This window comes from Mesorhizobium wenxiniae (assembly GCF_002284535.1).
GTDB lineage: Bacteria > Pseudomonadota > Alphaproteobacteria > Rhizobiales > Rhizobiaceae > Mesorhizobium > Mesorhizobium wenxiniae.
Genome location: NZ_NPKH01000020.1, coordinates 408,247 through 433,151, shown reverse-complemented (window position 1 = coordinate 433,151; position 24,905 = coordinate 408,247). Strand labels below are relative to the sequence as shown.

Sequence of the window (24,905 nt, the reverse complement as noted above, 5' to 3'; positions counted from 1 at the left end):
GCCCTTTTCCTTCTCCCCGTTCGCGGGGAGAAGGTGGCTCGAAGGGTCGGATGGGGGCAGCGCCATACTTTGGTTGGTTCGCGCCGCCCCTCCATCTGCCTGCCGGCATCATCTCCCCCGTGAACGGGGAGAAGGACGCTGGAAACAACGTCTCGCTAGACATTCAACGCGGGAACTCTCGACACAATGACCCAATGGTCCGGCTATTTCGGCCTGATAATGCAGGGAGCGCTTGTTACCATCGAGCTGACGCTGATGGGGTCGGTGCTTGCCCTGATCATGGCGTTTCTCGCCGGGCTGGGGCGGCTGTCGCGTTTTTTCGCCATTCGGGCGCTGGCCACCGCCTATATCGAATTCTTCCGCGGCACCTCGATCTTCGTGCAGCTGTTCTGGGCCTATTTCGTGCTGCCCTTCATCGGCATTTCGCTGACACCGCTGCAGGCGGGCGTGCTGGCGCTCGGCCTCAATGTCGGCGCCTATGCGGCGGAGGTGGTGCGCGGCGCCATCCAGTCGATCGGCCGCGAACAGTACGAGGCCTGCACCGCGCTCAATCTCGGCCGCTGGCAAGGCATGCGCCATGTCATCCTGCCGCAGGCGCTGCTGGTCATGCTGCCGACCTTCGGCAACAACGCCATCGAATTGCTCAAGGCCACCGCCGTCGTTTCCCTGATCTCGCTCGCCGATCTGACCTTCCAGGCGCAGGTGGTGCGCTCGCAGACCGGCAACACGCTGGTGCCGTTCACCACCATTCTCATCATCTATTTCGTCCTTGCGCTGATCATTTCCTGGGGCGTGAGATCGCTGGAACGCCGCATGGCGCGCGGCCTCGACGGGGTGCGCGTATGATGGATCGGGCCTCATAATGGAGTGGGATTGGAATTTCGTCTGGGAGATCATGCCGACGCTGATCCAGGGCGTGAAGATCACCATCCTGGCGACGCTGCTCGGCTCGGTTCTGGCCGCGATCGTGGGGCTGGCCATCGCGCTGGCGCGGCGCTCGCCGAACAAGGGCTTGTCGCGCACCGTCGGCTTCCTCGCCGAATTCATTCGCGGCACGCCGCTTTTGGTGCAGCTCTATTTCATCTTCTACGTGCTGCCCGATATCGGTATCCTGCTGCCGCCGCTGGTGGCCGGCGTCATCGGCCTCGGCCTGCATTACGGCACCTACACGGCTGAAGTCTATCGCGCCGGTATCGAGAATGTGCCGCGCGGCCAATGGGAAGCCGCCAAGGCCTGCAATCTGAACGCCAGGCAGACCTGGACTCACATTATCATGCCGCAGGCGATTCCGCCGATGATCCCGGCGCTTGCCAACTACTTCATCGCGATGTTCAAGGAGACGCCGCTGCTGTCGGCGATCACCGTGCTGGAACTGATGAACCAGGCCAAGAGCGTCGCCAATACCTATTACCGCTATGTCGAGCCGATGACCTTGGTCGGCGCCTTCTTCCTCGTCATCAGTCTTTTCTCGGTCGTGCTGCTACGCTGGCTGGAACGCCGTTACGGCAAGATCGAGAGGTAGTCTTTCATGAAAAACTCGCCCGAGATCAGACTGACGCCGGCACGGCCGGGGCTCGACGCGCGTCCCCTGGAAAAGCGCGTCGGGTTGATCATCCTTGCGACCGACCATACGACCGAACCGGATTTTCGCCGCATGGTGGCGAGCGACCGGATCGGCGTTTATGTCGCGCGCATTCCCTACGCCAATCCGACGACGCCGGACAATTTGCGCAAGATGCAGCCGTCGCTTACGGCGGGCGCGGCGCTCATCCTGCCCGATGAGCCGCTCGACGCGATCTGCTATTCCTGCACCTCGGCCTCCGTGGTCATCGGCGATGCCGAGATCGAGGCGGCGGTGCAGGCGGCCAAGCCCGGCGTGCCGGTGGTTACGCCGCCGATGGCAGCCGTGCGTGGTTTGAAGGCGCTGGGCGCCAGGACGATCAGCATCCTTACTCCCTATACGGTCGAAACCAGCCGGCCGATGGCGGCCTATTTCGCGGCGCATGATTTCGAGATCGCCAGCTTCACCTGTCTCGGCTTCGAGGACGACCGCGAGATGGCGCGGATTGCGCCTGCGTCGCTGGTCGATCTGTCGCTCGATGCGATGGACGAAAAAGCCGACGCGCTGTTCGTCTCCTGCACTGCGCTGCGGGCAGCACTTGCCGTGGTCGGCATCGAAGAGGCGATCGGCCGTCCGGTCGTCACCAGCAACCAGGCGACGGCCTGGAACTGTCTGCGGCTTTGCGGGGACGACGAGCCGCGTGCCGAATTCGGCCGTCTGATGACGCTGCCTTTGAATTGATTGCAAAGCAAAGGTCATGATCGCGAACCACGTCACCCTCTCCCATATCCGCGCGGCGCGCGAGCGCATCGCAGCTAAGGTCGAACGCACGCCGACCGCGCTTTCTCCGAGTCTTTCCGGGCACTTGGGTGCGCCTGTTTATCTCAAGCTCGAACATCGGCAGACCACCGGCAGCTTCAAGCTGCGCGGCGCCTCGAACGCCATCGCGTCGCTGAACGCCGAGGAGAAGGCGCGAGGCGTGGTCGCCGCCTCGACCGGCAATCACGGCCGGGCGCTGGCTCATGCGGCGAAGCTCGAAGGCATGCGCGCGACGATCTGCATGTCGCGACGGGTGCCGCAGAATAAGCTCGATGAAATCCGTCGGCTTGGCGCCGAGATCCGCATCGTCGGCAACAGCCAGGACGATGCGCAGCAGGAGGTCGACCGGCTGGTCGCGGAAGAGGGGCTGGTCATGCTGCCGCCCTTCGACCATCCTGGTATCATCGCCGGGCAAGGCACGCTCGGGCTGGAGATCATCGAGCAGGTTGCGGACGCCGCTTTGGTGCTGGTGCCGCTGTCCGGCGGCGGACTGGCAGCGGGTGTCACCGCGGCCGTGAAGGGCGTCAGTCCGAGCACGAAGGTCATCGGCGTTTCGATGGCGCGGGGTGCCGCGATGAAGGCGAGCCTCAATGCCGGACATCCAGTTTTAGTCGAGGAACTGCCGACGCTGGCGGATTCGCTTGGCGGTGGCATCGGCCTCAACAACCGGCTGACCTTCTCGATGTGCCGCGACCTGATCGACGACGCGATCCTGCTCGACGAGGGCGAGATCGCCGCCGGCATCCGCCATGCCTATGAACAGGAGCGCGAGATCGTCGAAGGCGCCGGCGCGGTCGGCATCGCCGCCGTGCTGTCCGGCAAAGTCAGGGCGAGCGGCCCCACGGTGCTCATTCTGTCGGGCCGCAACATCGACATGACATTGCACAGGAAAGTCGTTTGCGGCGCAGCAATTGAGGAGAACGCCGCATGAGCCGAATGACGATACTCACCGAAGCCGAATTGCGCGCGATCGTGAAGCTCGATCTCGATGCCGTCGCCTGCGTCGAGAATGCGTTCCGCGCGCTTGCCACCTTGCCGGTGGCGATGCCGCCGATCCTGCGGCTCGACATTCCCGAGCATCGCGGCGAGGTCGACGTCAAGACCGCCTATGTGCCTGGGATAGACGGTTTTGCCATCAAGATCAGTCCCGGCTTCTTCGACAATCCGAAGCTCGGCCTGCCCAGCGTCAACGGCATGATGGTGCTGCTGTCGTCAAAAACCGGGCTGGTCGATGCGCTGCTGCTCGACAATGGTTATCTCACCGACATCCGCACAGCGGCGGCCGGAGCGGTCGCGGCTAAACACCTTTCGCGGCCGGACTCCTCGATCGCCGCGATCTTCGGCGCCGGCGTCCAGGCTGGACTGCAGCTCGAGGCGCTTATGCTGGTGCGGCCGATCGCCGAGGCCCGCATCTGGGCCAGGGACGCCGCCAAGGCCGAGGCTGCGGCGGATGCATTGCGCGAAAGACTAGGCATCGCCGTGCGCGCCGACCCCGACGCGGCAAATGCGGCCGCCGATGCCGACATCATCGTCACCACGACGCCGTCGACCGAGCCGCTGATCAAAGCCGGCTTCGTCGTGGCCGGCCAGCACATCACCGCTATGGGCTCGGACGCCGAGCACAAGAACGAGATCGCTCCGGCGATCCTGCGCATGGCCGATCTCTACGTCGCCGACAGCGCGAAACAGACGCGGCTGCTAGGCGAACTGCACCATGCCATCGCGGCGGGCGTGATGGCGGCCGATGCCGAAGTGACCGAACTCGGCCAGATCATCGCCGGCGAAAAGCACAGCCGGCGCTCAGCCAGCGACATCACCATCGCCGACTTGACCGGCACCGGCGTCCAGGACACGGCGATCGCCACGCTCGCCCGCGACCGTGCGCGGGCGGGGAATGCCGGGACTATTTTCGAAAGCTGATGCTGGCCGCAAGGCCCAACAAACGAGGACCAAGAACAATGCAGCCCAATCTCAAATTCTCGCGCGGCGAATATGCGGATCGCCTCGCCAAGACACGGAAGGCCATGGAGGCCAAGGGTGTCGATCTCCTTATTGTCAGCGATCCGTCCAATATGGCCTGGCTGACCGGCTATGACGGCTGGTCGTTCTACGTGCATCAGGCCGTCATCGTGCCGCCGTCGGGCGAACCGGTGTGGTACGGGCGCGGTCAGGACGCCAACGGCGCCAAGCGCACCGCGTATCTCGCGCACGACAATATCGTCGGCTATGCCGACCACTATGTGCAGTCGACCGAACGCCACCCGATGGATTTTCTCTCGCAGGTGCTGGCCGATCGCGGCTGGGGCAAGCTCAGCATCGGCGTCGAGATGGACAATTACTGGTTCTCGGCCGCCGCCTTTGCTTCGCTGCAAAAGCATCTGCCCAACGCCCGCTTCGTCGATGCTACGGCACTCGTCAATTGGCAGCGTGCGGTGAAGAGCCCGACCGAAATCGACTATATGCGCAAGGCCGCCCGGATCGTCGAAGCGATGCACCAGCGTATCGTCGACAAGATCGAAGTCGGCATGCGCAAATGCGATCTGGTCGCCGAGATCTATGATGCCGGCACGCGCGGCGTCGACGGGATCGGTGGCGACTATCCAGCGATCGTACCGCTGCTGCCATCGGGCCCCGATGCGTCGGCGCCACATCTGACCTGGGACGACCGGCCGATGAAGTCGGGCGAGGGTACCTTCTTCGAGATTGCCGGCTGCTATAACCGCTATCACTGTCCGCTTTCCCGGACTGTGTTCCTTGGTAAACCCACTCAGGAATTCCTCGATGCCGAAAAGGCGACGCTGGAAGGCATGGAGGCCGGGCTTGCCGCGGCAAAGCCTGGCAACAGCTGCGAGGACATCGCCAGCGCCTTCTTCGCGGTGCTGAAGAAATACGGCATCGTCAAGGACAACCGCACCGGCTATCCGATCGGGCTTTCCTATCCGCCGGACTGGGGCGAGCGCACCATGAGCCTGCGCCCCGGCGACCGCACCGAGTTGAAGCCGGGCATGACCTTCCATTTCATGACCGGCCTGTGGCTGGAGACGATGGGGCTCGAGATCACCGAATCCATCCTGATCACCGAGATAGGGGTCGAGTGCCTGGCCAGTGTGCCGCGCAAGCTGGTGGTGAAGAATTGAGCCCGATGTCCAGCCTTCGCCCCTCACCGATCACGCCGACCGTCGATTTCGACCGCGACGGCGTGCAACACGGATTCCTGCGGCTGCCTTACAGCCGTGACGATTCGGCCTGGGGATCGGTGATGATCCCGATCTGCGTGATCCGCAACGGCAGCGGGCCGAGCGCATTGCTCACCGGCGGCAATCATGGCGACGAATATGAGGGGCCGCTGGCGCTCTACGATCTCGCCCGTACGCTCGATCCGAAGCACGTCAGCGGCACGGTGATCATCGTGCCGGCGATGAACTATCCGGCGTTCCGTGCCGGCACCCGCACCTCGCCGATCGATAAGGGCAATCTGAATCGCAGCTTTCCCGGCCGGCCCGACGGCACGGTGACCGAGAAAATCGCCGATTACTTCCAGCGCGAACTTTTGCCGCGCACCGATATCGCGCTCGACTTCCATTCCGGCGGCAAGACGCTCGACTTCGTGCCGTTCTGTGCCGCCCATATCCGGCCCGACAAAGTGCTGGAGGCGAAGGGCTTCGCGGCGGTCGAAGCGTTCTCGGCGCCGTGGTCGATGAAGATGCTGGAGATCGATGCGGTCGGCATGTTCGACACTGCCGCCGAAGAGATGGGCAAGCTGTTCATCACCACGGAGCTTGGCGGCGGTGGCACCTCCCGCGCGGAAACGGTGCGGATCGCTCGTCGCGGCGTGCTCAATGTGCTGCGCCATGGCGGCATTGTCTCCGGTGCGGTCGAGATGCAGCCGACCCGCTGGCTAGACATGCCGTCGGGCGATTGCTTCTCGTTCGCCGAGGACGATGGGATGATCGAAACGTTGATCGATCTGAGCGAGCCTGTCGAAGAGGGCCAGGTCCTGGCGCGCATCCACTCCATCGGCCGCACCGGTCCCGCACCTCAAGAGATCAGGGCAAGAATGGGCGGCATGCTGGCCGCGCGGCATTTCCCCGGACTGGTCAAGGCGGGCGACTGCACCGCAGTGGTCGCCGTGCTGGTCGATTGAAAGCATCCGCAGGGGCTCGGCTCATGGATTAAGGCAGCTTAATCTAATAGGGCGGCGTCGAGGGGCGCGCGAAATTCCTCGAGCTCCGCTTTGGCAATGCCGGGGACTTCGGCGTCGCTGAGATAGCTACCGCCGGCGACTTCCTTGAGGAAGCCCAACAGCGCCTCGACCCGCGCATCCCTGACCGCCTTTTTGCAGTACGGCGAGATTGCCCCAGCCCCGGCGCCGAGCCGGGGGCACTACGATCGTTGGCGGTCTGCGAAACTGCTTGCGACCGTGCTACTCGATAAGCAGCAAGCCGCGCTTTTTGTCGCCATCGCTGTCGATTGTGTTTATGGCTGAAAACAGGCGCTCACGCTCGATCAGCCAGGGCTTGTAGTCCTCGTTTACGTCGAGGACGAAGACCATGTCCTCGGCCTCCAGATATCCTCCGACTGGGGAAAAATGGCCAGCGCCGGCGCCGAAAATCTTCTCACGGGTGAAGTTGACGATGTAACGGCGGCCGGGATCGTTGGCCCGCTTCATGTGCTCGCGAAACGCATCAGCGCTCAGATTCCGAAGCACCGAGACCTTCCGCCTGGTGTTCGTTCGAGCGACCTCGGCAAGCTCTTCCAGCGTGAGCCCGATGACGCAAAAGCCTGTCCAGCACTTTCCGGTTCCGGCGAGGACTTCGGCTTCGGTTGTCTCCTCCTCGCCGATGGAGCGGAATGTGTTTGCGACGCTTGCCGGGCCGCACCTTGATCCGTTTGATTGCCATGTGACGTCGGCATTGAAAGTGGCAGCCACGGGTAGCTTCCAGGCGCTGTCAATCAATTCAGGGGTGCGGATAACCGATGACTGGATTGCATCTTGCGAGACTCTGGACTGGCCAGCAATCAAAAGTGCGCTGCCGCCCAGCAGGCCGACGACGGCGATCACAATCACACCGAAAGCGAGACTGCGCTTCATTGCTGAACCTCGGAGGCAGCAACAGGACAATGAAGAAAAGGCACCGCAACGTCAATCAGGGCCGCACCCGGCCAATCAGCCATCCGGTGATCTCGCGGATCGCTCGGCGATCACAGGACCTTCTGCCGGAACCTCGAATGACAGCTTGAGCAATCCTGCAGGATAAGATGCAGGAGGTGCTCGGCGGGAGCCTTGGCAGGATCGGCTTCTGCCGCTGCCGGCCGCTTGCCAAGCAGGCTGCCGCCGCCCATCGCCGGGCCGGAACCCATCCTCATGTCGTCGGTGATACTGGGGGGCGCCCGCTCGGCCTTGGCGGCCAGTGTGCTCGCCAGCATCCCGATGTGACGGGCCAGCGCCTCGAATTCCGAACGGGCCTGGTCGATTTCCAACCTGGCGCCCGAAGGCGGACCCAATGTCCCGATGGGAAATTCCGCAATGAGGGCAGGGCCGGTGCGGGTTCGTAACGTCCCGGCCGCCGCCTTAAACGCCACAGCGTCATAGGCCAGCTTGCCATCGAACATCCCGGCGATCGTCTTTGCGGCAGCGGCCATCTCCTTCATCGCGGACTGGCGCGTCGCGACGATTGGGTCAGGTCCGGCCGCGGCCACCACCGCGGAGGCGCAGGCAAGCGACAGCATCACCGCGGCGGCGGTCCATTTCACTGAACCACGCCCTCTCCCGCCAATTCGTCGATGATCGGGCAGTCCGGCCTCTCGTCGCCGTGACAGTGCTCGACCAGATGATGCAGCAGGCCGCGCAATCCCACGAGTTCGGCGATCTTCCTGTCGATCTCCACCAGCTTGGCTTCGGCGATAGATTTGACGTCGGCGCTCTCGCGGTCCTTGTCTTGATAGAGCGACAGCAACTGGCGGCATTCGTCGACCGAAAAACCCAGGCTGCGCGAGCGCTGCAGAAACCGGAGGCGGTGGATGTCGGCTACCGAATAGTCGCGATAGCCGTTGTCTGTCCGGGACGGGCGCAAAAGCCCGATGTCCTCGTAGTAGCGTATCGTCTTGGACGGCAGCCCGGATTTCTCGGATGCAATGCCAATGTTCATGATGAAAATCTCCGTTCGCAAGGAAATAGACCTTCCAGCAGCTGGAAGGTCAACCGCCCGAGGGTGATTTTCACGCGCCGCAGCCGCAAACTCGAGCGGACGGAGACGTCACCCGCTCAAGGCAGGAGACGCGGCGTCAAATGAGAGCACTGGGTCGTGGATGGTATCGATTGGGCAGGGAACTTCGCCCGGTGAAGGAGCGGGTCGTTAGCGCGGATAGCTGCTAGGCCTGCGGACCCATCTGTGGGTTCCAAAGCCGTCCCAAGTAACTGCCTATTCACGCGTCGGATTTCGCTAAAGGCGAATCCTAACGTAGTCCAAGGAAGCTAAGTATCGCTATTACGATAACGATGGCCCCGACCAGCCAAATGATGTTGTTCATGACAGCTCTCCTTGTCTTTACCGCGACCCTTATGGCAGCTGGCCATTGTTCCCAAAATTGGGCTTCAAGCCGGCAGGGATCGGGGAGCCCGCGCCTCTGGAAGAGCGCGGCCAACCGGCCCCGATCCAGCAGCCAATATCCAAGAGATATTCGCTGTCATCCTACAACTGTTAGTGTGCCCTAGTGTTCCATCGATCAGCAAAAAGGCCGTGCCCGGTGAGGGCCGGACGCAACGGCGCCTCGGCCCGAAGCGCGGGCTCCTGGTGGACGCCTCGGTAATGGAGCCTATATTCCTAGTGCCGGCGAACCGCAGCATCGCCCGGCAACAGCACATGCTGAACCTCGGGATGAAATCAATTCTCAGAAACGTTCATCGAACAACACTCAAAACCTGATGTCCAGCATCTGGTGCCGATGACCAAACAACCTCCGGCGGTGGCCCCAAATTTATACCGTGCACACGCCGAGGAGACAGAATATGCCGGCCAAAGCGTATATCAACCGGATCGCGACAGCGGTGCCGGAGCACGAGGTTCATCAATTCTATCTGCGTTTCGCGGCCTCCATGCTTGCGGCCGATCGCCGAAGAATTTTTAAACGCATGGCTGACCTTGCCGGCATCGAGCACCGCTATTCCTGCTTTGCACCTGCCAGCGACCCCGAAGGACCGTCAGCAGACCTGGCCGGGAGGTTCATCCGGGGCGCCTTTCCTGGAACGGCCGAGAGAATGGCAATGTTCGGAGATGCCGCACCTGTTCTGGCGAAAAAAGGCGTCGAGGGGTTAGAGCTTGGTGGCGGCGTTTCCCGCATCACCCATCTTATCGTTACCACCTGCACCGGTTTTTCAGCGCCGGGCATCGACCTGGAGCTGGTTGCGCGATGCGGCCTGCCGGAAAGGGTTGAACGCACGATGATCGGGTTTATGGGCTGCTACGCGGCGATCAATGGCCTCAAGCTTGCCCGCCACATCGTCCGCTCCGACCCGCAGGCGAGGGTCCTGCTGGTCAATATTGAACTTTGCACGATGCATCTGCGGGAATCCAGCGGGCTGGAAAAGCTGCTGTCGTTCTGCCTCTGGGGCGACGGCTGCGCGGCTGCGCTCGTCACCGCCGAGCCGCACGGCATCGAGCTCGAAAGCTTTTACTGTATCGTGGCGAACGAGCGGCGGGATCTGATGAGCTGGAGCATTCGCGACCACGGCTTCGAAATGGTCCTTTCCGGCCAGGTTCCAGCAGCGATCCATGAGGTGTTGCGGAGCAACCAAGATGCCATCCTCGGCGATCGGCCGACCGAGGCGATCGAGCTCTGGGCCGTGCACCCGGGTGGACGTTCGGTTCTCGACGCCGTCGAAAGGGCTCTGAAGCTTGCACCCACCGCGCTGGAGCCATCGCGCGAGGTGTTGCGCCAGTACGGAAACATGTCGTCCGCGACCGTCATGTTCGTGATGAAAGAGATGTTGAAGGCGCCACCAGGCCAACTCGGCTGCGGCATGTCGTTCGGACCCGGGCTGACGGCCGAAACCATGCTTTTCCGAACGGTGTCATGAGCGGCCTGGAGCAGCGCCAGCTTGAGCCGGAAATCCTCGACGGACTTGCGGGCGACGATCCGCGAGCGCTTGCCGCGCGCCGCGACCTCCGTCGGATCAACGCGCTGATGTTTCAGGCGAGGATCATGGCGTCGCTGCTCCGGAAATTTGTGCCAAGGCCGCCACGCCGGATACTGGAGATCGGCGCCGGCGATGGATCCTTCATGCTGGCGATAGCGCGGCGCATGGCCGGGCATTGGCCTGGGGTCCAACTGATAATGCTCGACCGCGTCGACCTCGTCACCGCGCAGTTGGAAGGTGATTTTGACAGGCTGGGATGGACGGTCGAAGGCGTCACCGCCGATGTCTTCGACTGGGCGAGAGAGAATGAGGGCACGCGGTTCGACGCGATCACCGTCAATCTGTTTCTGCATCATTTCGACGATGCCGAGCTCGTGCGTCTGTTTTCGCTGATGGCGCCGAAGGCCCCGCTGCTGCTGGCGACAGAGCCGTTGCGAGCGAAACTGGCGTTGGCCGCGACGCGTCTTCTGCCGGCAATCGGCGCCAATGACGTGACCCGAAACGACGCGGCTCAAAGCGTGCGTGCCGGTTTTCGCGGCAGCGAGCTTTCCGGTCTCTGGCTCGCAGCAAACGGCAAACCGGTCGAGGAACGGCGTGCCGGCCTTTTTTCCCACATTTTTGTCGGTGCCGCCGCCGGTGATGACCTATGACGCGATTGTCGACCCATGACGCGATCATTATAGGCGCCGGCCCGGCGGGCACGTCCGCCGCGCTGACGCTGGCCCGGCGCGGATGGGCCGTGGCTATTGTGGAAAAGAACGTGTTCCCGCGCCGCAAGGTCTGCGGCGAATACATGTCGGCAAGCAATCTTGCGCTTCTGGACCAGCTGGAAATCGGCGATGCCTGGCGTGCCAATGCCGGCCCCGAAATCCGCCGCGTCGGCTTCTTTTCCGGCGATGCGAGTGTCGAGGCACCCATGCCTCGTGCAAAAGATGGGCCTCGTGCAAACGATGGGCCTCGTGCAAACGATGGGCCTTCTGCCAACCCTGGCTTCGGCCGGGCGCTCGGCCGGGATATTCTCGACTGTCTGCTTTTGCAGGCGGCGCGATCGGCGGGCGTCGAAATCTTTCAGCCTTGCCGCGCCGTCGCCATCGATCGGGATGGCGAGACGCAAATGGTGCGAATTCAAGCCGGGAACGAAACGACGATGTTGCGTGCGCCGGTGATTGTCGCCGCACACGGCTCCTGGGAACCAGGACCGCTGCCCAGCCAGCTCGGGAAGACCAACCGCCCTTCGGACCTGCTCGGCTTCAAGGCGCATTTCACCGGGTCGTCCCTGGCGCCTGATTTGATGCCTCTGCTGGTGTTTCCGGGCGGTTATGGCGGCATGGTTTCGGCGGATCATGGCCGGCTGTCGATTTCGTGCTGCATTCGCCGCGATATGCTCGCACTGTTGCGCAAACAGCCTGGCCCCAACCAGCAGAGCCATTTGTCGGCGGCCGATGCGGTCTCCCGTCATCTGATGGAATCGTGCCGGGGTGTCAGGGATGCCCTGGAGTCAGCTCACCCCGACGGTCCGTGGCTTGCCGCAGGTCCGATCCGGCCGGGAATTCGCTCCTGCTACGAGCGGGACATCTTCCGCGTCGGCAATGCAGCCGGAGAGTCTCATCCCGTTGTCGCCGAGGGCATCTCGATGGCGCTTCAGTCCGGCTGGCTGCTGGCCTGCGAACTCGCATGCGCGCCAGACCGCGCAGCAGGGCGTGAGGCTGTCGGCAGACGCTATGAGGCGGCCTGGAAAAAACTATTTTCGACGCGGGTCTACGCCGCTGCAGCGATTGCTGGAATTGCCCTTCGCCCCGGTAACGCCACCTTGATGGCGGCCATTATCCGGAATTTTCCGCAGGCACTGACATTGGGCGCGCGATTAAGCGGCAAGACAAAGCCGGTTCCCGGCTTTGTCTAACAAGTGGTGCGGCGCATCATGCGCAAACGAAGGCACTACAGCGTGCTCAACAAAGCGCGAGCTCCGTCACTTGGGGCAATTCTCCATGTCCGAAGTTGCAGTGCCACTGGCGGAGTTTGTATTCGCATCGGCGCCTGCCATATCCTTACACCGGTCACCCATGCCGTCGGGGCCTGTGGTTGTCGAACCGGTTACGTTTGGATCGGCAGGAGTTGCGTTATCGGTGCCGGGAGCCATATTGCCAGTGCCAGTGCCTGTCCCGGTGCCCGCTCCCGGATCGCTGGTGCCGGATCCTGTGCCGGTTGATTGCGCCATCGCCGAAGTGGCAAGGGCGATGCTGAGTACGGTTGCAGAAAGAATTTTCTTCATGATCGGTCTCCATTCGAGTTGCCTCGCTGATTGCGATGATTATCCAACGAGCGTTTTTTGGAGTTGTTCCATCAGACAGAAATTGTGATTGAGCCAATGACAATCCAAGCAGCAATGCTGGCGAAGCAGCGAACGAGCGCCCATCTTTTTTCGGTTTCGATGGAACAAGATCCGCCAGCCACGGTTGGAAGCGCAGTCGTTCTACAGCGACTGGAAAGCCGTTCGGACGGCATTCGGACAAGGCCCTGCGCTTCCTCCCCGCGGGGCCTTTTCTGTTGATGCAGGAACCTTCATGGAGCCTGGAGCGCACCCGGAACGGGCCGGCTAGCTGCGCCATTGAATGCTGTCGTTCACGGCTCGTCGATATCTTGCTTCGAGGGGTTGCGCGAGATGGCGCGTTCCTCTTCGTCGTCCGGCAACGCCTCGTCACTTTCCTGGTACGGATTGTCGTCGTCTTCCTCGGGCAGTTCAGCCTCCTTCTCGAGGTCGTACCGGATGTCGCCGTTTCCTGGCACGCTGTCTGGCATAATTTCGCCGCCTTTAATCGCGTCCCAGTCCTGCTTTTCGATTGTCGGGCCTTCGGATGGATCGTCGGGTTTTCTGCGCGGTGCCATCAGAGCTCTCCTATGCATTGGTTGCTGATATGCCTAACTCCGCGGACCGCTGCGTAGTTCCTCGACCGAACCGGCGGACCGCCTTACGGCGTTAGGCGGGTTGCGCAATACCGCCCGGCAAGCCACTAGGAACTTGCTTGACCTCTAATATAAGGGCAAACTTGGAAACGGGTGGAGGGAAAACGGCTCAAAAACAATCGGGAGGAAAGCCATGAACAGCATGAGCCTCACCACGCTTGAACGCGGCAAGACGACAGTCGATGCCGCGGCCCTGGACGCGCTTTCGGCGCAATTGCGCGGCACCGTGCTGAGGGAAGGCGACGCCGCCTATGACGAGGCACGCAGCATCTGGAATGCCATGATCGACCGGCGGCCAGGGATGATCGTGCGCTGCGCCGGTGCCGCCGACGTTATCGCCGCCGTGAATTTTGCCAGGGAAAACAGGCTGCTCGTCGCGGTTCGCGGCGGCGGCCACAACATCGCCGGCAGCGCCGTCTGCGACGGCGGCCTAATGATCGATCTGTCGCCGATGAAGTCGGTGCGGGTCGATCCGGCGACGCGGCGGGCATGGGTGGAACCTGGCGCGACGCTCGCCGACGTCGACGCGGAAACACAGGCCTTCGAACTGGCGGTGCCGACCGGGATCAACTCGACGACGGGCATTTCAGGCCTGACGCTGGGCGGCGGCTTCGGCTGGATCACGCGGAAATTCGGCCTGACCATCGACAATCTTCTCTGCGCCGATGTGGTTACCGCCGACGGCAAGCTGCTGCGCGCCAGCCAGACCGAAAATCCGGACCTGTTCTGGGCGCTGCGCGGCGGCGGCGGCAATTTCGGCGTCGTCACGGCTTTCGAGTTCAAGCTCCATCAAGTCGGTCCGCAGGTGCTGTCGGGGCTTGTCGTTCACCCCTTTGCCGATGCCCAAAACGTGTTGCGGGAGTACCGAGCGGCGCTCGAAGCAGCGCCCAATGAGCTGACCTGCTGGGTGGTCATGCGGCAGGCGCCGCCGCTGCCGTTCCTGCCGGCCGAATGGCATGGCAAGGAGGTGCTGGTCCTGGCCATGTGCTATTGCGGCGACCTTCAGGAGGGCGAGAAAGCGACGCAAAGGCTTCGCGCCATCGGCACACCGATTGCCGATGTTGTCGCCCCTAACCCGTTCACCGGCTGGGAGCAGGCATTCGATCCATTGCTGGCGCCCGGCGCCCGAAACTACTGGAAGAGCCACGACTTCACCGAGCTCTCCGACAGCGCGATCGAGGTTATCACGGCCGCGATACCCAAGCTTCCGGGGCCTGAATGCGAGATATTCTTCGCCCATGTCGGCGGTGCCGCGGGCCGCGTGACAGCGGATGCAACGGCGTTTCCGCAACGCAGCGCGCATTTCGTCATGAATGTCCACGCCCGCTGGCGCGAACCGCAAATGGACCGCGCCTGCATCGACTGGGCGCGCGGTGTTTACGAGGCGGCTTCGCCCTATGCCGCCGGCACGGCCTATGTGAACTTCATGCCCGAGGACGAGGTCGACCGGGTCGAAGCAGCCTATGGCGGCAACTATCGGCGACTTCTAGAGATCAAGCAGCGTTATGACCCGCTGAACCTGTTCCGCATGAACCAGAATTTGCGCCCGGCGGAAGACCTGCGCGCCGCATAGCGTATGCAATGACAAGGCCCGCGTCTCCGACGGAGAACGCGGGCCTCGTTGCGCGCAGACGATCATGGGTGATGCGACGCTTTTTATCCCAAAACAGCCTCAGCTGACGCCCGCCCAGGCAAGGTCTAGTCCTTTCGGTTTCTTGACTCGGTTGGCAAAAACGGGCAGCAAAGCCTTATACGGTGGACATTTCCACCATTTTCATAGTCGTGGAGGGAGCTTTTTTGATATCGACCTTCGCCCAATCGGCGATCGGTAGAGGGATTGGTTAACCAAGTTTGTCCATCTTTTGAATCAATTGGCAACAGACGCGAAGCGTGCAGGGGGCACTAGGCGACTGTGATTGTGACGGCTGCGAGCCCCGCATGCCGCAAGGCCGATTGAGGTTGGTTGTATGGCGTTTGTGCGTTTGAAAAGCCGGGGTGATAATCCTGATACTGGATTGACTTCGATGAGGCCCGGCCTGCGCTGGGTCGCGATTCCCGTTGTTGGCGTTGCGATCGCTCTGTGGTCGGTGGCGACCATGGCCGGCCTCCATTCGATGGGAACCTCGCTCACCGCTGCCTCCAACAGTCTTCCGCAAAGCCTGCTCGCGCCGCGAACCATCGCGCTCGCCGATCGCTCGCTTCCCAATTCATGGGCCAGTTCGTGGGCGCCGTCACTGGCAAGCCGGCAGCGTCAGGCATCGCTGCTCAGCCGATGCGATGCCGGTTGCGCGCAGGCTGCCGCGAGCTTCGTGCATGAAGGCAAGTTGGCGCGTCTAAAGCCGTTAGCGAAGCCGAATACCGTGCCTGTTGTCGCAAAAATCTCGCCCCAAGCGCGCTTCGACGGTGTGGTGGCGAAAGCCGCGCTGTCGCCGCAAAAGCTCGCTGCTGCCTTCGCCCACGTCACCGCGGCACCTCCTATGCTTGCCAGCCTTCCGGCGGCCGGGCGCGCTGCGGAGCCGGTGCGCCGGCCCGATCAGCATGGTCCCGCGGCCGTGCGCTTCGGGCCCGAGATTGCGGAATCCGAACGATCCTCCGGTCTGGCGCTGGCGCTTGCAAATGCATTGCCGGGAGAGATGATCGACGTGCTGCCCCCAGCTGTTGCGGCAAGCGAGCCTTCTATTCCACAGGAGCCGCAAGAGGGCGAGGTGCAGATGGCCTCGCTGCCGCCGCAGGACGAGATGCCTGACAGCATTCCCTTGCCGACCTGGCGCCCGCGAGCGGAAATCGACCAGCCAGCCGAGGCGCCCAAGGTCGAGGCACCCAAGGCCAAAGCGCCCAAGGTCCAGGCATCGAGGGCCGCCAAGGTCCAGTCTCAGTCATCCAAAGCGAACAAGGTGCAGACCGCCGACGCTCCACAGGTCGAGATACCCCGGGCGCCAGTCTTGTCACCGAGGAGTTCGTCACCGGCGGCGATGCCAAGCATGCAAGCCAGCCGGGGCATGCAAAGCAGCCCGGGCAAGCCGGCCAAGCGGTCCAAGGCCAAGGCCGCAGACATGCTGGCCTATGCCAAACCCGACAGCCCGGCGGGCGGCGGGGTCTTCCGCAACCTGTTTAACAAGCCCAGCGTCGGCGGCGGCGTCGCCGTCTACGACATTTCGGCGAAAACCGTCTATATGCCGGACGGTTCGCGGCTCGAGGCGCATTCGGGACGAGGCTCGATGGCCGACCAGCCGCGCTACGCCAACCTGAAGAATGTCGGCCCGACACCGCCCCACACCTACGATTTGAGGCTGCGCGAATCGCGCTTCCATGGGGTGGAGGCGCTGCGTCTCATTCCGGTCGATGGCAAGAACAAGTACGGCCGCGACGGCTTTCTTGCCCATACCTACCTGCTGCGCGGCGGCCGCGCGGAATCGAGCGGCTGCGTCGCTTTCAAGGACTATGCCCGTTTCCTCGCCGCCTTCAAGAAAGGCAAGATCAAACGCCTCGTCGTGCGCGGCTAACAAGCCGCTGATGCAGGTCGCGTCGGAAGGGCGCGGCGCGTAGACCAGCAGCGGCGCAGAATGAAAGCCGCTCTGTAGCGATCCTTCGCGCCCCCCCTCTGTCCTGCCGGACATCTCCCCCACAAGTGGGGAGATCGGCAGTTTCGACGCTCCGCTCGTTCCTGCAACGTTGGCTATTTGCGAAAGCCGGTGTGACATTCCCCCCAGGTGGGGAGATGTCCGGCAGGACAGAGGGGGGCGCTGTCCCGCCAGGACCGCTGGCTTTGCCGTGTGGACTTTCCCCGCCTGATTTCCACCCAATTGTCAGCAACCGACCTCGAAAGCGTTTTCAATCCCGGCCAGGGATACTATGACTGGATGTACCGGGGCGGCGGCTTCAACCAATCAAGAGGATGTCATGACTATACGCGCTGTCGTCTGGGGCGAGAATATCCATGAGCGGACCAATGAGGTGGTCGCGGGGATCTACCCCGAGGGCATGCACGCAACGATCGCCAACGCGCTGAAGCTCGACCCCGGCATTTCCGTGTCGTGGGCGACGCTCGAGCAACCGGAGCATGGCCTGCCGGCCGACCGTTTGGCGCAAACCGATGTCCTGCTGTGGTGGGGACACAAGGACCATGGCGCCGTCGCCGACGAAGTCGTCGAGCGCGTCGCGCGCCGGGTCTGGGAAGGCATGGGGCTGATCGTCCTTCATTCCGGCCATTTCTCGAAGATATTCAAGAAACTGATGGGCACGCCCTGCACGCTGAAATGGCGCGAGGCTGGCGAGCGCGAGCGGCTCTGGGTGACGAGCCCCAACCATCCGATCGCTGCCGGAATCGGCGAGTATTTCGAGCTCGAAAACGAGGAGATGTATGGCGAGCAGTTCGCCGTGCCGGAGGCGCTGGAAACGGTGTTCATCTCCTGGTTCCAGGGCGGCGAAGTGTTCCGGTCGGGGCTGACCTATCGCCGTGGCGCCGGCAATATCTTCTATTTCAGGCCAGGTCACGAGACCTATCCGACCTATCACGACGCCACCGTCCAGAAGGTGCTGCGCAACGCCGTGAAATGGGCGCACAACCCGCAGGGCGCAAATCCGACCATCCTCGACGCGCCGAACGTGCCGGTGGAAAAGGCGCTCGAGCCGATCGTCGAGCGCGGCGGGAAACTCCATGCTGCGGGCGAAGCCGGCTATCGCTAGCCGAACCTCGGTTCGAAAATCCATGGTCGAACAAGAAGATAAAGCCTCATCCTAAGGATAAAAAAACATGCGTCTCCTGATACTCGGCACCGGCTGGATGGCGGAAGAACACGCCAGGCAGTTCAGCAGGATCGAGGGCGTCGAACTGATCGGCGCCGTTGATGTCGACCGCGCGCGTGTCGACAAGTTCTCGGACAGCTACGGTATCCCCAACCGGTTCGCGTCGCTGGAAGACGCGCTCGCATGGGATAAGTTCGACGCGGTGGCGAACGTGACGCCGGACCGCATTCACCACCCGACCACCATGATGCTGATCGCGGCAGGCAAGCCGGTGCTGTGCGAAAAACCGCTGGCCGAAAATTACCAGCGGGCCAGTGAAATGGCCGATGCCGCCGAGCAGGCCGGCATCATCAACATGGTCAACCTGACCTATCGCAACGTCGCCCCGCTGCAGAAAGCGCGCGCCATGGTGCTTGCCGGCGAGATCGGCCAGGTCAGGCATGTCGAAGCGTCCTATCTGCAGAGCTGGCTGGTTTCCAAATTCTGGGGCGACTGGCGCACCGATCCGAAATGGCTCTGGCGGCTGTCGCGCGGCCATGGCTCCAATGGCGTGCTGGGCGACGTCGGCATCCATATCCTCGACTTCGCCAGCTATGGCGCCGTGCTCGACATCGATCATGTGTACTGCCGCCTCAGGTCATTCGACAAGGCGCCCGGCAACCGGATCGGCGAGTACGAGCTCGACGCCAACGACAGTTTCACCATGGCGCTGGATTTCAGCAACGGCGCCTTCGGCGTCGTCCATGCCAGCCGCTGGGCAACCGGCCACCTCAACGAATTGCGGCTGCGCATCTATGGCGACAAGGGCGGCATCGAAGTCGTGCACAATCTGAACGGCTCGGAGCTGAAAGCGTGCATGGGCGAGAACATCGAGAACGCCAAATGGCAAGCCCTCGATGCCGGAACGGTGCCGACCAACTACCAGCGCTTTGTCGATGCCGTGCGCACTGGCGTGCAGGCCGAACCGTCATTCCACCATGCCGCCGAGTTGCAGAAGGTGCTCGACCTTGCCGTTGTCTCGGACGAGAAGCGGGCAGAACTCAGGGCCCACGCCGACACGCAATAAGCGTGGGTTCTTCGGCCTCTCGAAACTAGGGAGATCGGCTGGCCGCGCCGCCGCACCTTGTCCTTCAAAGTTGGAGATGGGGGTCGGGACGATGCGAAAGCGCAATCTCCCCGCAAGGGGGATATCGGCTGGCCGCAGCGGGGCGCTGCCTGCTGATTCAGGGCGGGGCTAACGATCGCTTGTTCGATGAATCGGAACCGTCCGCACTCTCCGCGCATTCGATGGACTATGAACAAGATGATTTCCAATAACGATCGGTGCGGATCACCGGCAGGCTGGACAATCAAGCTCGGAGAATCTCCTGTAGTCGGTACAGCTATCCATAGCGGCACCGACGTGGGCGGGGCTTGTCGATCGGCCATGTGTCTCTCCGATCCTGACCGGCGTCGAGAAGAGGACCCGTTCACCGAGCGCTTCATCGCCGATTTTCCGACCCAGATCGTCGTTCATCGATCGCGCTTCCAGGTAGATCTGAACCGCGCGCGCGACGCCGCGGTCTACCGGTCGCCGGATCAGTCCTGGGGTCTGAAGGTCTGGCGAGGGCAGTTGGATGAGGACATCGTTAAGGAGTCTCTTTCCTTTCATGACGCCTTCTACCGTGAGCTGAACCGTGTCCTCGCCGATATCGAGAAGCGCTATGGCAAGTTCGTTCTTGTCGACGTCCATAGCTATAATCACCGGCGCGAGGGGCCGGAGGCCATGCCTACGTCTCGCGACGCCGCGCCCGACATCAACATTGGTACGTCCTCGATGGACCGCGAGCGCTGGGCGCCGGTCGTCGACGCTTTCGTCGAGACGCTTCGCGGCCAGCGTCTCAACGGCGAGCCGATCGACGTGCGCGAGAATGTATCCTTCCAGGGCAAGGGCGAACAGACCCGTTTCGTCCATGCCAATTTTCCAGAAACCGGGTGCGCCATCGCGGTAGAGTTCAAGAAGATTTTCATGGACGAATGGAGCGGCGATCCCGACTGGGGAACAATCGAACGGCTGCGCGCCATGCTGGCGTCTACGGTGCCGGTCTTGGAGTCGGCGCTGCGGGCCATGCGATGAAGCCCAAGCTCGTTGAGCCCGCGGCGCCGTTGGCGCAAATCGAATCGGACTTGGACGCGCTTTTCCGGGACGGCAAGCCGATCCGCCGCGAGTTCGGCAACGGCAACCGTCTGCACGTGGATCGGCCGCTGCCCTTTCTGTGCGTCCATGTCGGGTCGCATCAGGACGCGGCATTCCATGCCGTCTCCGCCAACGCGTCCTATCTGATCGCGGCCGACATTGGCCTCGCCGGCGAGGTCGCGCGGCTGGTGGCGCGGAGGATGCGCGATCACTGCGGCGCATTCCTCATGCTGGACATCGGCGAGTTGGCCGAAGACCGGTTCCTGACCGAGGATATTCCGTTCCTGCCGCCCTTCGAGATTGCGCTGGCCTGCGGCGACACGGTGGCGGAGAGAGCGGCACTCAAGCGCTTCGCCACCGCTGCGTCTGCACGCGAAGCAAAATACCGCACGCCCCGCGTCGAAGAACTCAACCCCACGACACGCGCCGAAGCACGGCTGCTGGATGATCTCGGTGATGCGGCGTGCCTGACGGTACGCTTCGCACCTATCTACCGGGTGCCGGGCACCAAGCGCGTCTACCCTGAACTCCACGACCTCATCGTCGCCAACATGGTCGATTCCGCGCTTCAGGCCGTCAGCGCCTTCCTGAGGGCATCAAGGCTGGAACAGCCGGCAACCCATCGGTCATTGGGGCGCCGCGCCTATATCGACGCCGTCGTGCGCGCTGATCGGGCGCTCGACAACGTCGCGTCGGCGTTCGATTTCCTGCTTGCCGTCACGCCGATCAATGCCGAACCAGCCTGGCTTGAATTCCGGGCAGGCGGCTTCGAGCGTGTGCCCGCGCTGCTCTACAGGCCACTCGAGTTCGAGGTCGCCGCCCAGAAGCGGACGCTCTATTCGGTCTCGCTCGATCACCTGGAAGATCCGCTCCTGACCAAGCTGCTCTCCGAAAAGCAGCAGGAACTCGATCTCCAGCTGTCGATGCTCGCGGCACGCGAAACGCCCCGCTTCGTCGAACTCGGACGCGCGCTCTATGGCAGCGTCGAGCCGAGCCTGGCGGCGAGGGCACGCACCATTCTCGAAAGGCTACCGCGAGTTGCTTCAGCGGCCCGGCAGAAGGGCCTGGATGCTGACGCCGTTGCCGCGGCCGCGCGAGACATGATCGCCGGATACCGGGCCGCCTACCCCGATTTCGATGCTTCCGTGGAGATACGCGGCGACCTGCCGGCCGGCCTCCTGGTCTCGCGAAACCGACTGCTGGTTTCGCGCGATACCAACCTTCCATCGGAGCGTCTGACTGCGCTGCTCAGTCACGAGATCGGTGTTCATCTGCTGACCTATTTCAACGGTGATGCGCAGGGGCTCGCCATCTTCCGCAACGGGCTCGCCGGCTACGAGGGCATGCAGGAGGGACTGGCCGTGCTGGCGGAATATCTGGTCGGCGGCATGACCGCAGCACGCTTGAGGCTGATCGCGGCCAGGGTCATCGCGTGTCAGACGATGCTCGACGCCGCAACGTTCGAGGAAGCCTTCCGCATTCTCCACAGGGATTTTGGCCTCGACGATCACAGCGCCTTCAACGTCGTCCTGCGTGTCTATCGAGGCGGTGGCCTCGCAAAAGATGCCATCTATCTGCGCGGCCTGGCGCAGATCCTCGATCATCTCAAGAATGGCGGCAGCCTCACTCCCTTCTGGATCGGCAAGATTTCTGCCGCGCATTTTGGCCCGATCCAGGAACTCAACGCGCGCGGCCTACTGCGCGCGCCGCGCCTCGAACCTGCGTTTCTCTCTTCCGACTCGGCCCGTCCGCGCCTCAAGAAAGCGATGGCGGGAATCGATCCGATCGATATGGTTGAAACTTGAGCGGAGTCTCCTCAATGCGCATTGCGTTTTTTGTCAATTCCATTGAGAGCGAGACACCTGGCTATACGACAACAGCGTTGGCGCTGGCTGCGGTCCAGCGCGGCCATTCTGTTGTCTATGTTGAACCAGGCGACTTCATACTGCGTCCGGATGACGGTCTGGCTGTCAGCGTCGCGGTTCTGCCGGATGCTTCCTACAAGACGCCCGACAAGCTGCATGCTGCCCTGAAGGATGCCGCGAAGCAGAAAAAGACCTTCGCGATAAGCGATATCGACATTGTGTTTCTGCGCAACGACCCGTCGCTGGACGTCACCGATCGACCATGGGCCGCTAACGCAGGCGTTATGTTCGGGCGGCTCGCAGCAGAACGCGGCGTGATCGTCGTCAACGATCCGGACGGCCTGGGGCAGGCACAGAGCAAGCTCTACCTTCAGTCCTTTCCCGAGGCGGTCAGGCCGGCTACCCTGATATCGCGCAATATCACCGAGATCCGCGCATTCATCGACAAAAACTCGAAGGGCTGCATCGTCAAACCGCTGCAAGGGTCGGGTGGCAAGAACGTATTCCATATCGCAAAGCCTACCGATTCCAACCTCAACCAGATCTTCGAGGCGGCCAGCGGCGCCGGCTATCTCATCGCGCAGGTCTACATTCCGGAGGCCAAGGCTGGTGACGTGCGTCTTTTCCTGATGAACGGCCTGCCGCTGGCGCGCGACGGCAATTACGCAGCCTTTCGCCGCGTTCCAGCCAAGGGCGACGTCCGGTCCAATATCCATGCTGCCGGAACAGCCCGCAAGGTCAAGGTAACGGACACGATGTTGGGCATTGCCGAGATGGTGCGCCCCAAATTGATCAGCGACGGCATGTTTCTGGTTGGGCTCGACATCGTCGGCGACAAACTTCTGGAGATCAACGTCTTCACGCCAGGCGGGCTGACACGGCTTGCCGGCATGTACAACACGGATTTTGCCACACCCGTCATCGTTGCGCTGGAGGAGAAGCGGACGCTGCGCCGAGCCTATGGAAAGACCATAACAAATTCCCGGCTGGCGACGCTCTGAGGAACGCAGGCATGACGCGATCTGATCCCTCTGCGGTCGTTCAATTGCGAGCGTCGCATGACGCGATCTGACCCGAAGCAGACTCTCGCAAACGGAGCCGTGCATGACACCTTTGCGCCGAATGTCCGCCCTTGAGGCGATCTTTGCGATTGCGGATAGCAGACGCTGCCGGCGACCACCCTGGACATCTTATTGCGCCAGAAGCAGACATTTCTGATCGCCGGGCAGGCTGCCCCGGATGGGTCGCTACTTCGGCATTGGGAGGAGACTTCTGAAGTCCGATCCCTCTCCGCCCCCAGATCGGTATTGATGTACCGACACTTGGTAGTCATACTTACGGGGCAAGTGACGAGAAACGAGCCACAATGCGTCTGCTGCCAAATCTGCTTTCCCGTTTTGTAAAAAACGGGTGCCTGACTGTCATATTCGAGGACGGCTTCAGGCAAGCCTTCGGCAGTGGACAGGATGGGCCCGACGTGACGATCCGCCTAACCGACAGAGCGGTCGAACGCGAGATCTTCTTCAATCCGGAACTGAAGGCGGCCGAAGCCTACATGGATGGCCGCTTGTCGATCGAGAACGGTGGCAAAGCATTTGACCTCTTGTCACTTTTTTCCGTCAACCGCACTGGGTTGGCAGCCCACCCTGTTCAGAAGGCGTTGCGGAAAGTCTGGCGTGCGTTGCGCCGGCGCCAGCAGAACAACAAGCTCGGTCTCGCCGCCAAAAACGTTCAGCATCACTACGACATCCCGACGAAATTTTATGAGCTATGGCTCGACGAGACAATGACCTATTCGTGCGCCTATTACACGGCACCGGACAACAGTCTGCAGCAAGCGCAGATGGACAAGCATCGCCACATTGCCGCGAAGCTCAAGCTAGAGCCGGGCATGCATGTGCTGGAAATCGGCTCAGGCTGGGGCGCTCTCGCCATCTATCTCGCCAAGTATTGCGACGTGAAGGTCACGGCGATCAACGTTTCGACGGAGCAATTGGCGGCGTCTCGGCTTCGAGCGATCGAGGCCGGGGTCGCTCATCAGATCGATTTTCGCGAGGTCGACTATCGCGAGATCAGCGGACAGTTCGACCGTGTTGTCTCGATCGGAATGATGGAGCACGTGGGCGTCGTTCATTTCGACAGCTATTTCACGATCATTAATAGATTGTTAAAGGAGGGCGGCTTCGCATTGGTTCATGCGATCGGACGCATGTCACCGCCTGGTACGACGGCGCCGTTCATCCGCAAGTATATCTTTCCAGGTGGGTATGTGCCGGCTTTGTCAGAGGTGTTTGCCTCGTTGGAGCGCACGGGGATCTGGTGCGCCGACTGCGAAAATTTGCGGCTGCACTATTACTGGACGATCCACGATTGGCGTCTCGGTTATGAGGCCAGGCGCGAGGAGGCAGTCGCCATGATGGGCGAACGCTTCTGCCGTATGTGGGATTTCTATCTGGCGTCGGCCGAACTCGGCTTCCTAAACGGTTCAAATTTTGTCTTCCAGATACTGATCTCGACTCGCCGTGACGATGTCCCAGTCATCCGCGATTATATTGTCGAAGAAGAGCGACGCCTACTGAGCTCGATGCAGACGAGTGCGTAGTTTCGCTATCTACACCAGTGGGCCCGGTCCGCTGG

23 protein-coding genes are annotated in these 24,905 nt (G+C 62.3%); 18 read left to right on the top strand and 5 right to left on the bottom strand.

Annotated elements, in window-relative coordinates; translation table 11 throughout:
- Positions 1 to 186 precede the first annotated feature (186 nt).
- Genes ehuC through doeB form a run of 7 tightly spaced genes read left to right on the top strand, consistent with a single transcriptional unit; the run spans position 187 to position 6,524 of the window.
- A complete protein-coding gene (gene ehuC / locus CIT31_RS12365; RefSeq protein WP_065006649.1) occupies positions 187 to 846 on the top strand; it encodes an ectoine/hydroxyectoine ABC transporter permease subunit EhuC in 660 nt (219 codons plus the stop codon).
- Between the two features lie 16 nt (positions 847 to 862).
- A complete protein-coding gene (gene ehuD / locus CIT31_RS12360; RefSeq protein WP_029350592.1) occupies positions 863 to 1,522 on the top strand; it encodes an ectoine/hydroxyectoine ABC transporter permease subunit EhuD in 660 nt (219 codons plus the stop codon).
- Positions 1,523 to 1,528: 6 nt separating this feature from the next.
- A complete protein-coding gene (gene eutA, locus CIT31_RS12355; RefSeq protein WP_095518805.1) occupies positions 1,529 to 2,302 on the top strand; it encodes an ectoine utilization protein EutA in 774 nt (257 codons plus the stop codon).
- 16 nt (positions 2,303 to 2,318) lie between these two features.
- Positions 2,319 to 3,311 (top strand): hydroxyectoine utilization dehydratase EutB, encoded by a 993-nt coding sequence (gene eutB, locus CIT31_RS12350; protein ID WP_095518804.1) that lies wholly within the window; start codon positions 2,319 to 2,321, stop codon positions 3,309 to 3,311.
- Complete coding sequence (locus CIT31_RS12345; RefSeq protein ID WP_095518803.1) at positions 3,308 to 4,300, top strand: cyclodeaminase; 993 nt, start codon at positions 3,308 to 3,310, stop codon at positions 4,298 to 4,300. Before eutB ends, CIT31_RS12345 begins: the two co-directional genes overlap by 4 nt.
- A 38-nt stretch (positions 4,301 to 4,338) precedes the next feature.
- Positions 4,339 to 5,517 carry an ectoine hydrolase DoeA gene (gene doeA / locus CIT31_RS12340; RefSeq protein ID WP_095519350.1) on the top strand — a complete coding sequence of 393 codons (1,179 nt, stop codon included), beginning with the start codon at positions 4,339 to 4,341 and terminating at the stop codon, positions 5,515 to 5,517.
- A 5-nt stretch (positions 5,518 to 5,522) separates the two neighbouring features.
- Positions 5,523 to 6,524 (top strand): N(2)-acetyl-L-2,4-diaminobutanoate deacetylase DoeB, encoded by a 1,002-nt coding sequence (gene doeB / locus CIT31_RS12335; RefSeq protein WP_095518802.1) that lies wholly within the window; start codon positions 5,523 to 5,525, stop codon positions 6,522 to 6,524.
- Between the two features lie 279 nt (positions 6,525 to 6,803).
- Here the strand turns inward: doeB and CIT31_RS12325 are convergent, their stop codons facing one another.
- The 3 genes from CIT31_RS12325 to cueR all read right to left on the bottom strand — a co-directional run bounded on the left by CIT31_RS12325 (position 6,804) and on the right by cueR (position 8,529).
- Positions 6,804 to 7,472, bottom strand: a complete 669-nt coding sequence (locus CIT31_RS12325; protein WP_095518801.1) for a phytochelatin synthase family protein — start codon at positions 7,470 to 7,472, stop codon at positions 6,804 to 6,806.
- Between the two features lie 110 nt (positions 7,473 to 7,582).
- A complete protein-coding gene (locus CIT31_RS12320) occupies positions 7,583 to 8,134 on the bottom strand; it encodes a cytochrome c (protein ID WP_245316194.1) in 552 nt (183 codons plus the stop codon).
- Entirely contained in the window at positions 8,131 to 8,529 is a 399-nt protein-coding gene (gene cueR, locus CIT31_RS12315; protein ID WP_095518800.1) for a Cu(I)-responsive transcriptional regulator, read from the bottom strand. Before cueR ends, CIT31_RS12320 begins: the two co-directional genes overlap by 4 nt.
- 860 nt (positions 8,530 to 9,389) lie before the next feature.
- Between cueR and CIT31_RS12310 the strand changes: the two genes are divergently transcribed.
- Genes CIT31_RS12310 through CIT31_RS12300 form a run of 3 tightly spaced genes read left to right on the top strand, consistent with a single transcriptional unit; the run spans position 9,390 to position 12,420 of the window.
- A complete protein-coding gene (locus tag CIT31_RS12310; protein WP_095518799.1) occupies positions 9,390 to 10,457 on the top strand; it encodes a type III polyketide synthase in 1,068 nt (355 codons plus the stop codon).
- Complete coding sequence (locus CIT31_RS12305; RefSeq protein ID WP_095518798.1) at positions 10,454 to 11,167, top strand: methyltransferase domain-containing protein; 714 nt, start codon at positions 10,454 to 10,456, stop codon at positions 11,165 to 11,167. Before CIT31_RS12310 ends, CIT31_RS12305 begins: the two co-directional genes overlap by 4 nt.
- Complete coding sequence (locus tag CIT31_RS12300) at positions 11,164 to 12,420, top strand: NAD(P)/FAD-dependent oxidoreductase (protein WP_095518797.1); 1,257 nt, start codon at positions 11,164 to 11,166, stop codon at positions 12,418 to 12,420. The genes CIT31_RS12305 and CIT31_RS12300 overlap by 4 nt, the downstream gene beginning before the upstream one ends.
- Positions 12,421 to 12,486: 66 nt before the next feature.
- On the opposite strand, the gene CIT31_RS12295 is transcribed toward CIT31_RS12300, so the two are convergent.
- Together CIT31_RS12295 and CIT31_RS12290 are read right to left on the bottom strand one after the other, a co-directional pair.
- Positions 12,487 to 12,789 carry a hypothetical protein gene (locus CIT31_RS12295; protein WP_245316192.1) on the bottom strand — a complete coding sequence of 101 codons (303 nt, stop codon included), beginning with the start codon at positions 12,787 to 12,789 and terminating at the stop codon, positions 12,487 to 12,489.
- A 350-nt stretch (positions 12,790 to 13,139) separates the two neighbouring features.
- On the bottom strand, positions 13,140 to 13,403 hold the full coding sequence (locus tag CIT31_RS12290; RefSeq protein WP_206073355.1) for a hypothetical protein: 264 nt from the start codon (positions 13,401 to 13,403) through the stop codon (positions 13,140 to 13,142).
- Between the two features lie 211 nt (positions 13,404 to 13,614).
- Here CIT31_RS12290 and CIT31_RS12285 point away from each other — a divergent pair, with 211 nt between their 5' ends.
- The 8 genes from CIT31_RS12285 to CIT31_RS12245 all read left to right on the top strand — a co-directional run bounded on the left by CIT31_RS12285 (position 13,615) and on the right by CIT31_RS12245 (position 24,870).
- Positions 13,615 to 15,054, top strand: coding sequence for an FAD-binding oxidoreductase (locus CIT31_RS12285; protein ID WP_095518795.1), 1,440 nt, complete (start codon positions 13,615 to 13,617; stop codon positions 15,052 to 15,054).
- A 451-nt stretch (positions 15,055 to 15,505) separates the two neighbouring features.
- Positions 15,506 to 16,984 (top strand): tlde1 domain-containing protein, encoded by a 1,479-nt coding sequence (locus tag CIT31_RS12280; protein WP_095518794.1) that lies wholly within the window; start codon positions 15,506 to 15,508, stop codon positions 16,982 to 16,984.
- 397 nt (positions 16,985 to 17,381) lie between these two features.
- Positions 17,382 to 18,167: a ThuA domain-containing protein gene (locus CIT31_RS12270; RefSeq protein WP_095518793.1), complete on the top strand. Its 786-nt coding sequence runs from the start codon at positions 17,382 to 17,384 to the stop codon at positions 18,165 to 18,167.
- A 67-nt stretch (positions 18,168 to 18,234) separates the two neighbouring features.
- Complete coding sequence (locus CIT31_RS12265) at positions 18,235 to 19,293, top strand: Gfo/Idh/MocA family protein (protein WP_095518792.1); 1,059 nt, start codon at positions 18,235 to 18,237, stop codon at positions 19,291 to 19,293.
- A 228-nt stretch (positions 19,294 to 19,521) separates the two neighbouring features.
- The gene (locus CIT31_RS12260; RefSeq protein WP_095518791.1) at positions 19,522 to 20,343 is read left to right on the top strand and encodes an N-formylglutamate amidohydrolase; all 822 of its coding nucleotides are present in this window, start codon (positions 19,522 to 19,524) and stop codon (positions 20,341 to 20,343) included.
- The gene (locus CIT31_RS12255; RefSeq protein ID WP_095518790.1) at positions 20,340 to 22,208 is read left to right on the top strand and encodes a flavohemoglobin expression-modulating QEGLA motif protein; all 1,869 of its coding nucleotides are present in this window, start codon (positions 20,340 to 20,342) and stop codon (positions 22,206 to 22,208) included. Before CIT31_RS12260 ends, CIT31_RS12255 begins: the two co-directional genes overlap by 4 nt.
- A 14-nt stretch (positions 22,209 to 22,222) precedes the next feature.
- Positions 22,223 to 23,269 (top strand): glutathione synthetase, encoded by a 1,047-nt coding sequence (locus CIT31_RS12250; protein WP_095518789.1) that lies wholly within the window; start codon positions 22,223 to 22,225, stop codon positions 23,267 to 23,269.
- A gap of 365 nt (positions 23,270 to 23,634) precedes the next feature.
- Complete coding sequence (locus tag CIT31_RS12245) at positions 23,635 to 24,870, top strand: SAM-dependent methyltransferase (RefSeq protein ID WP_095518788.1); 1,236 nt, start codon at positions 23,635 to 23,637, stop codon at positions 24,868 to 24,870.
- The last annotated feature ends 35 nt before the right edge of the window (positions 24,871 to 24,905 follow it).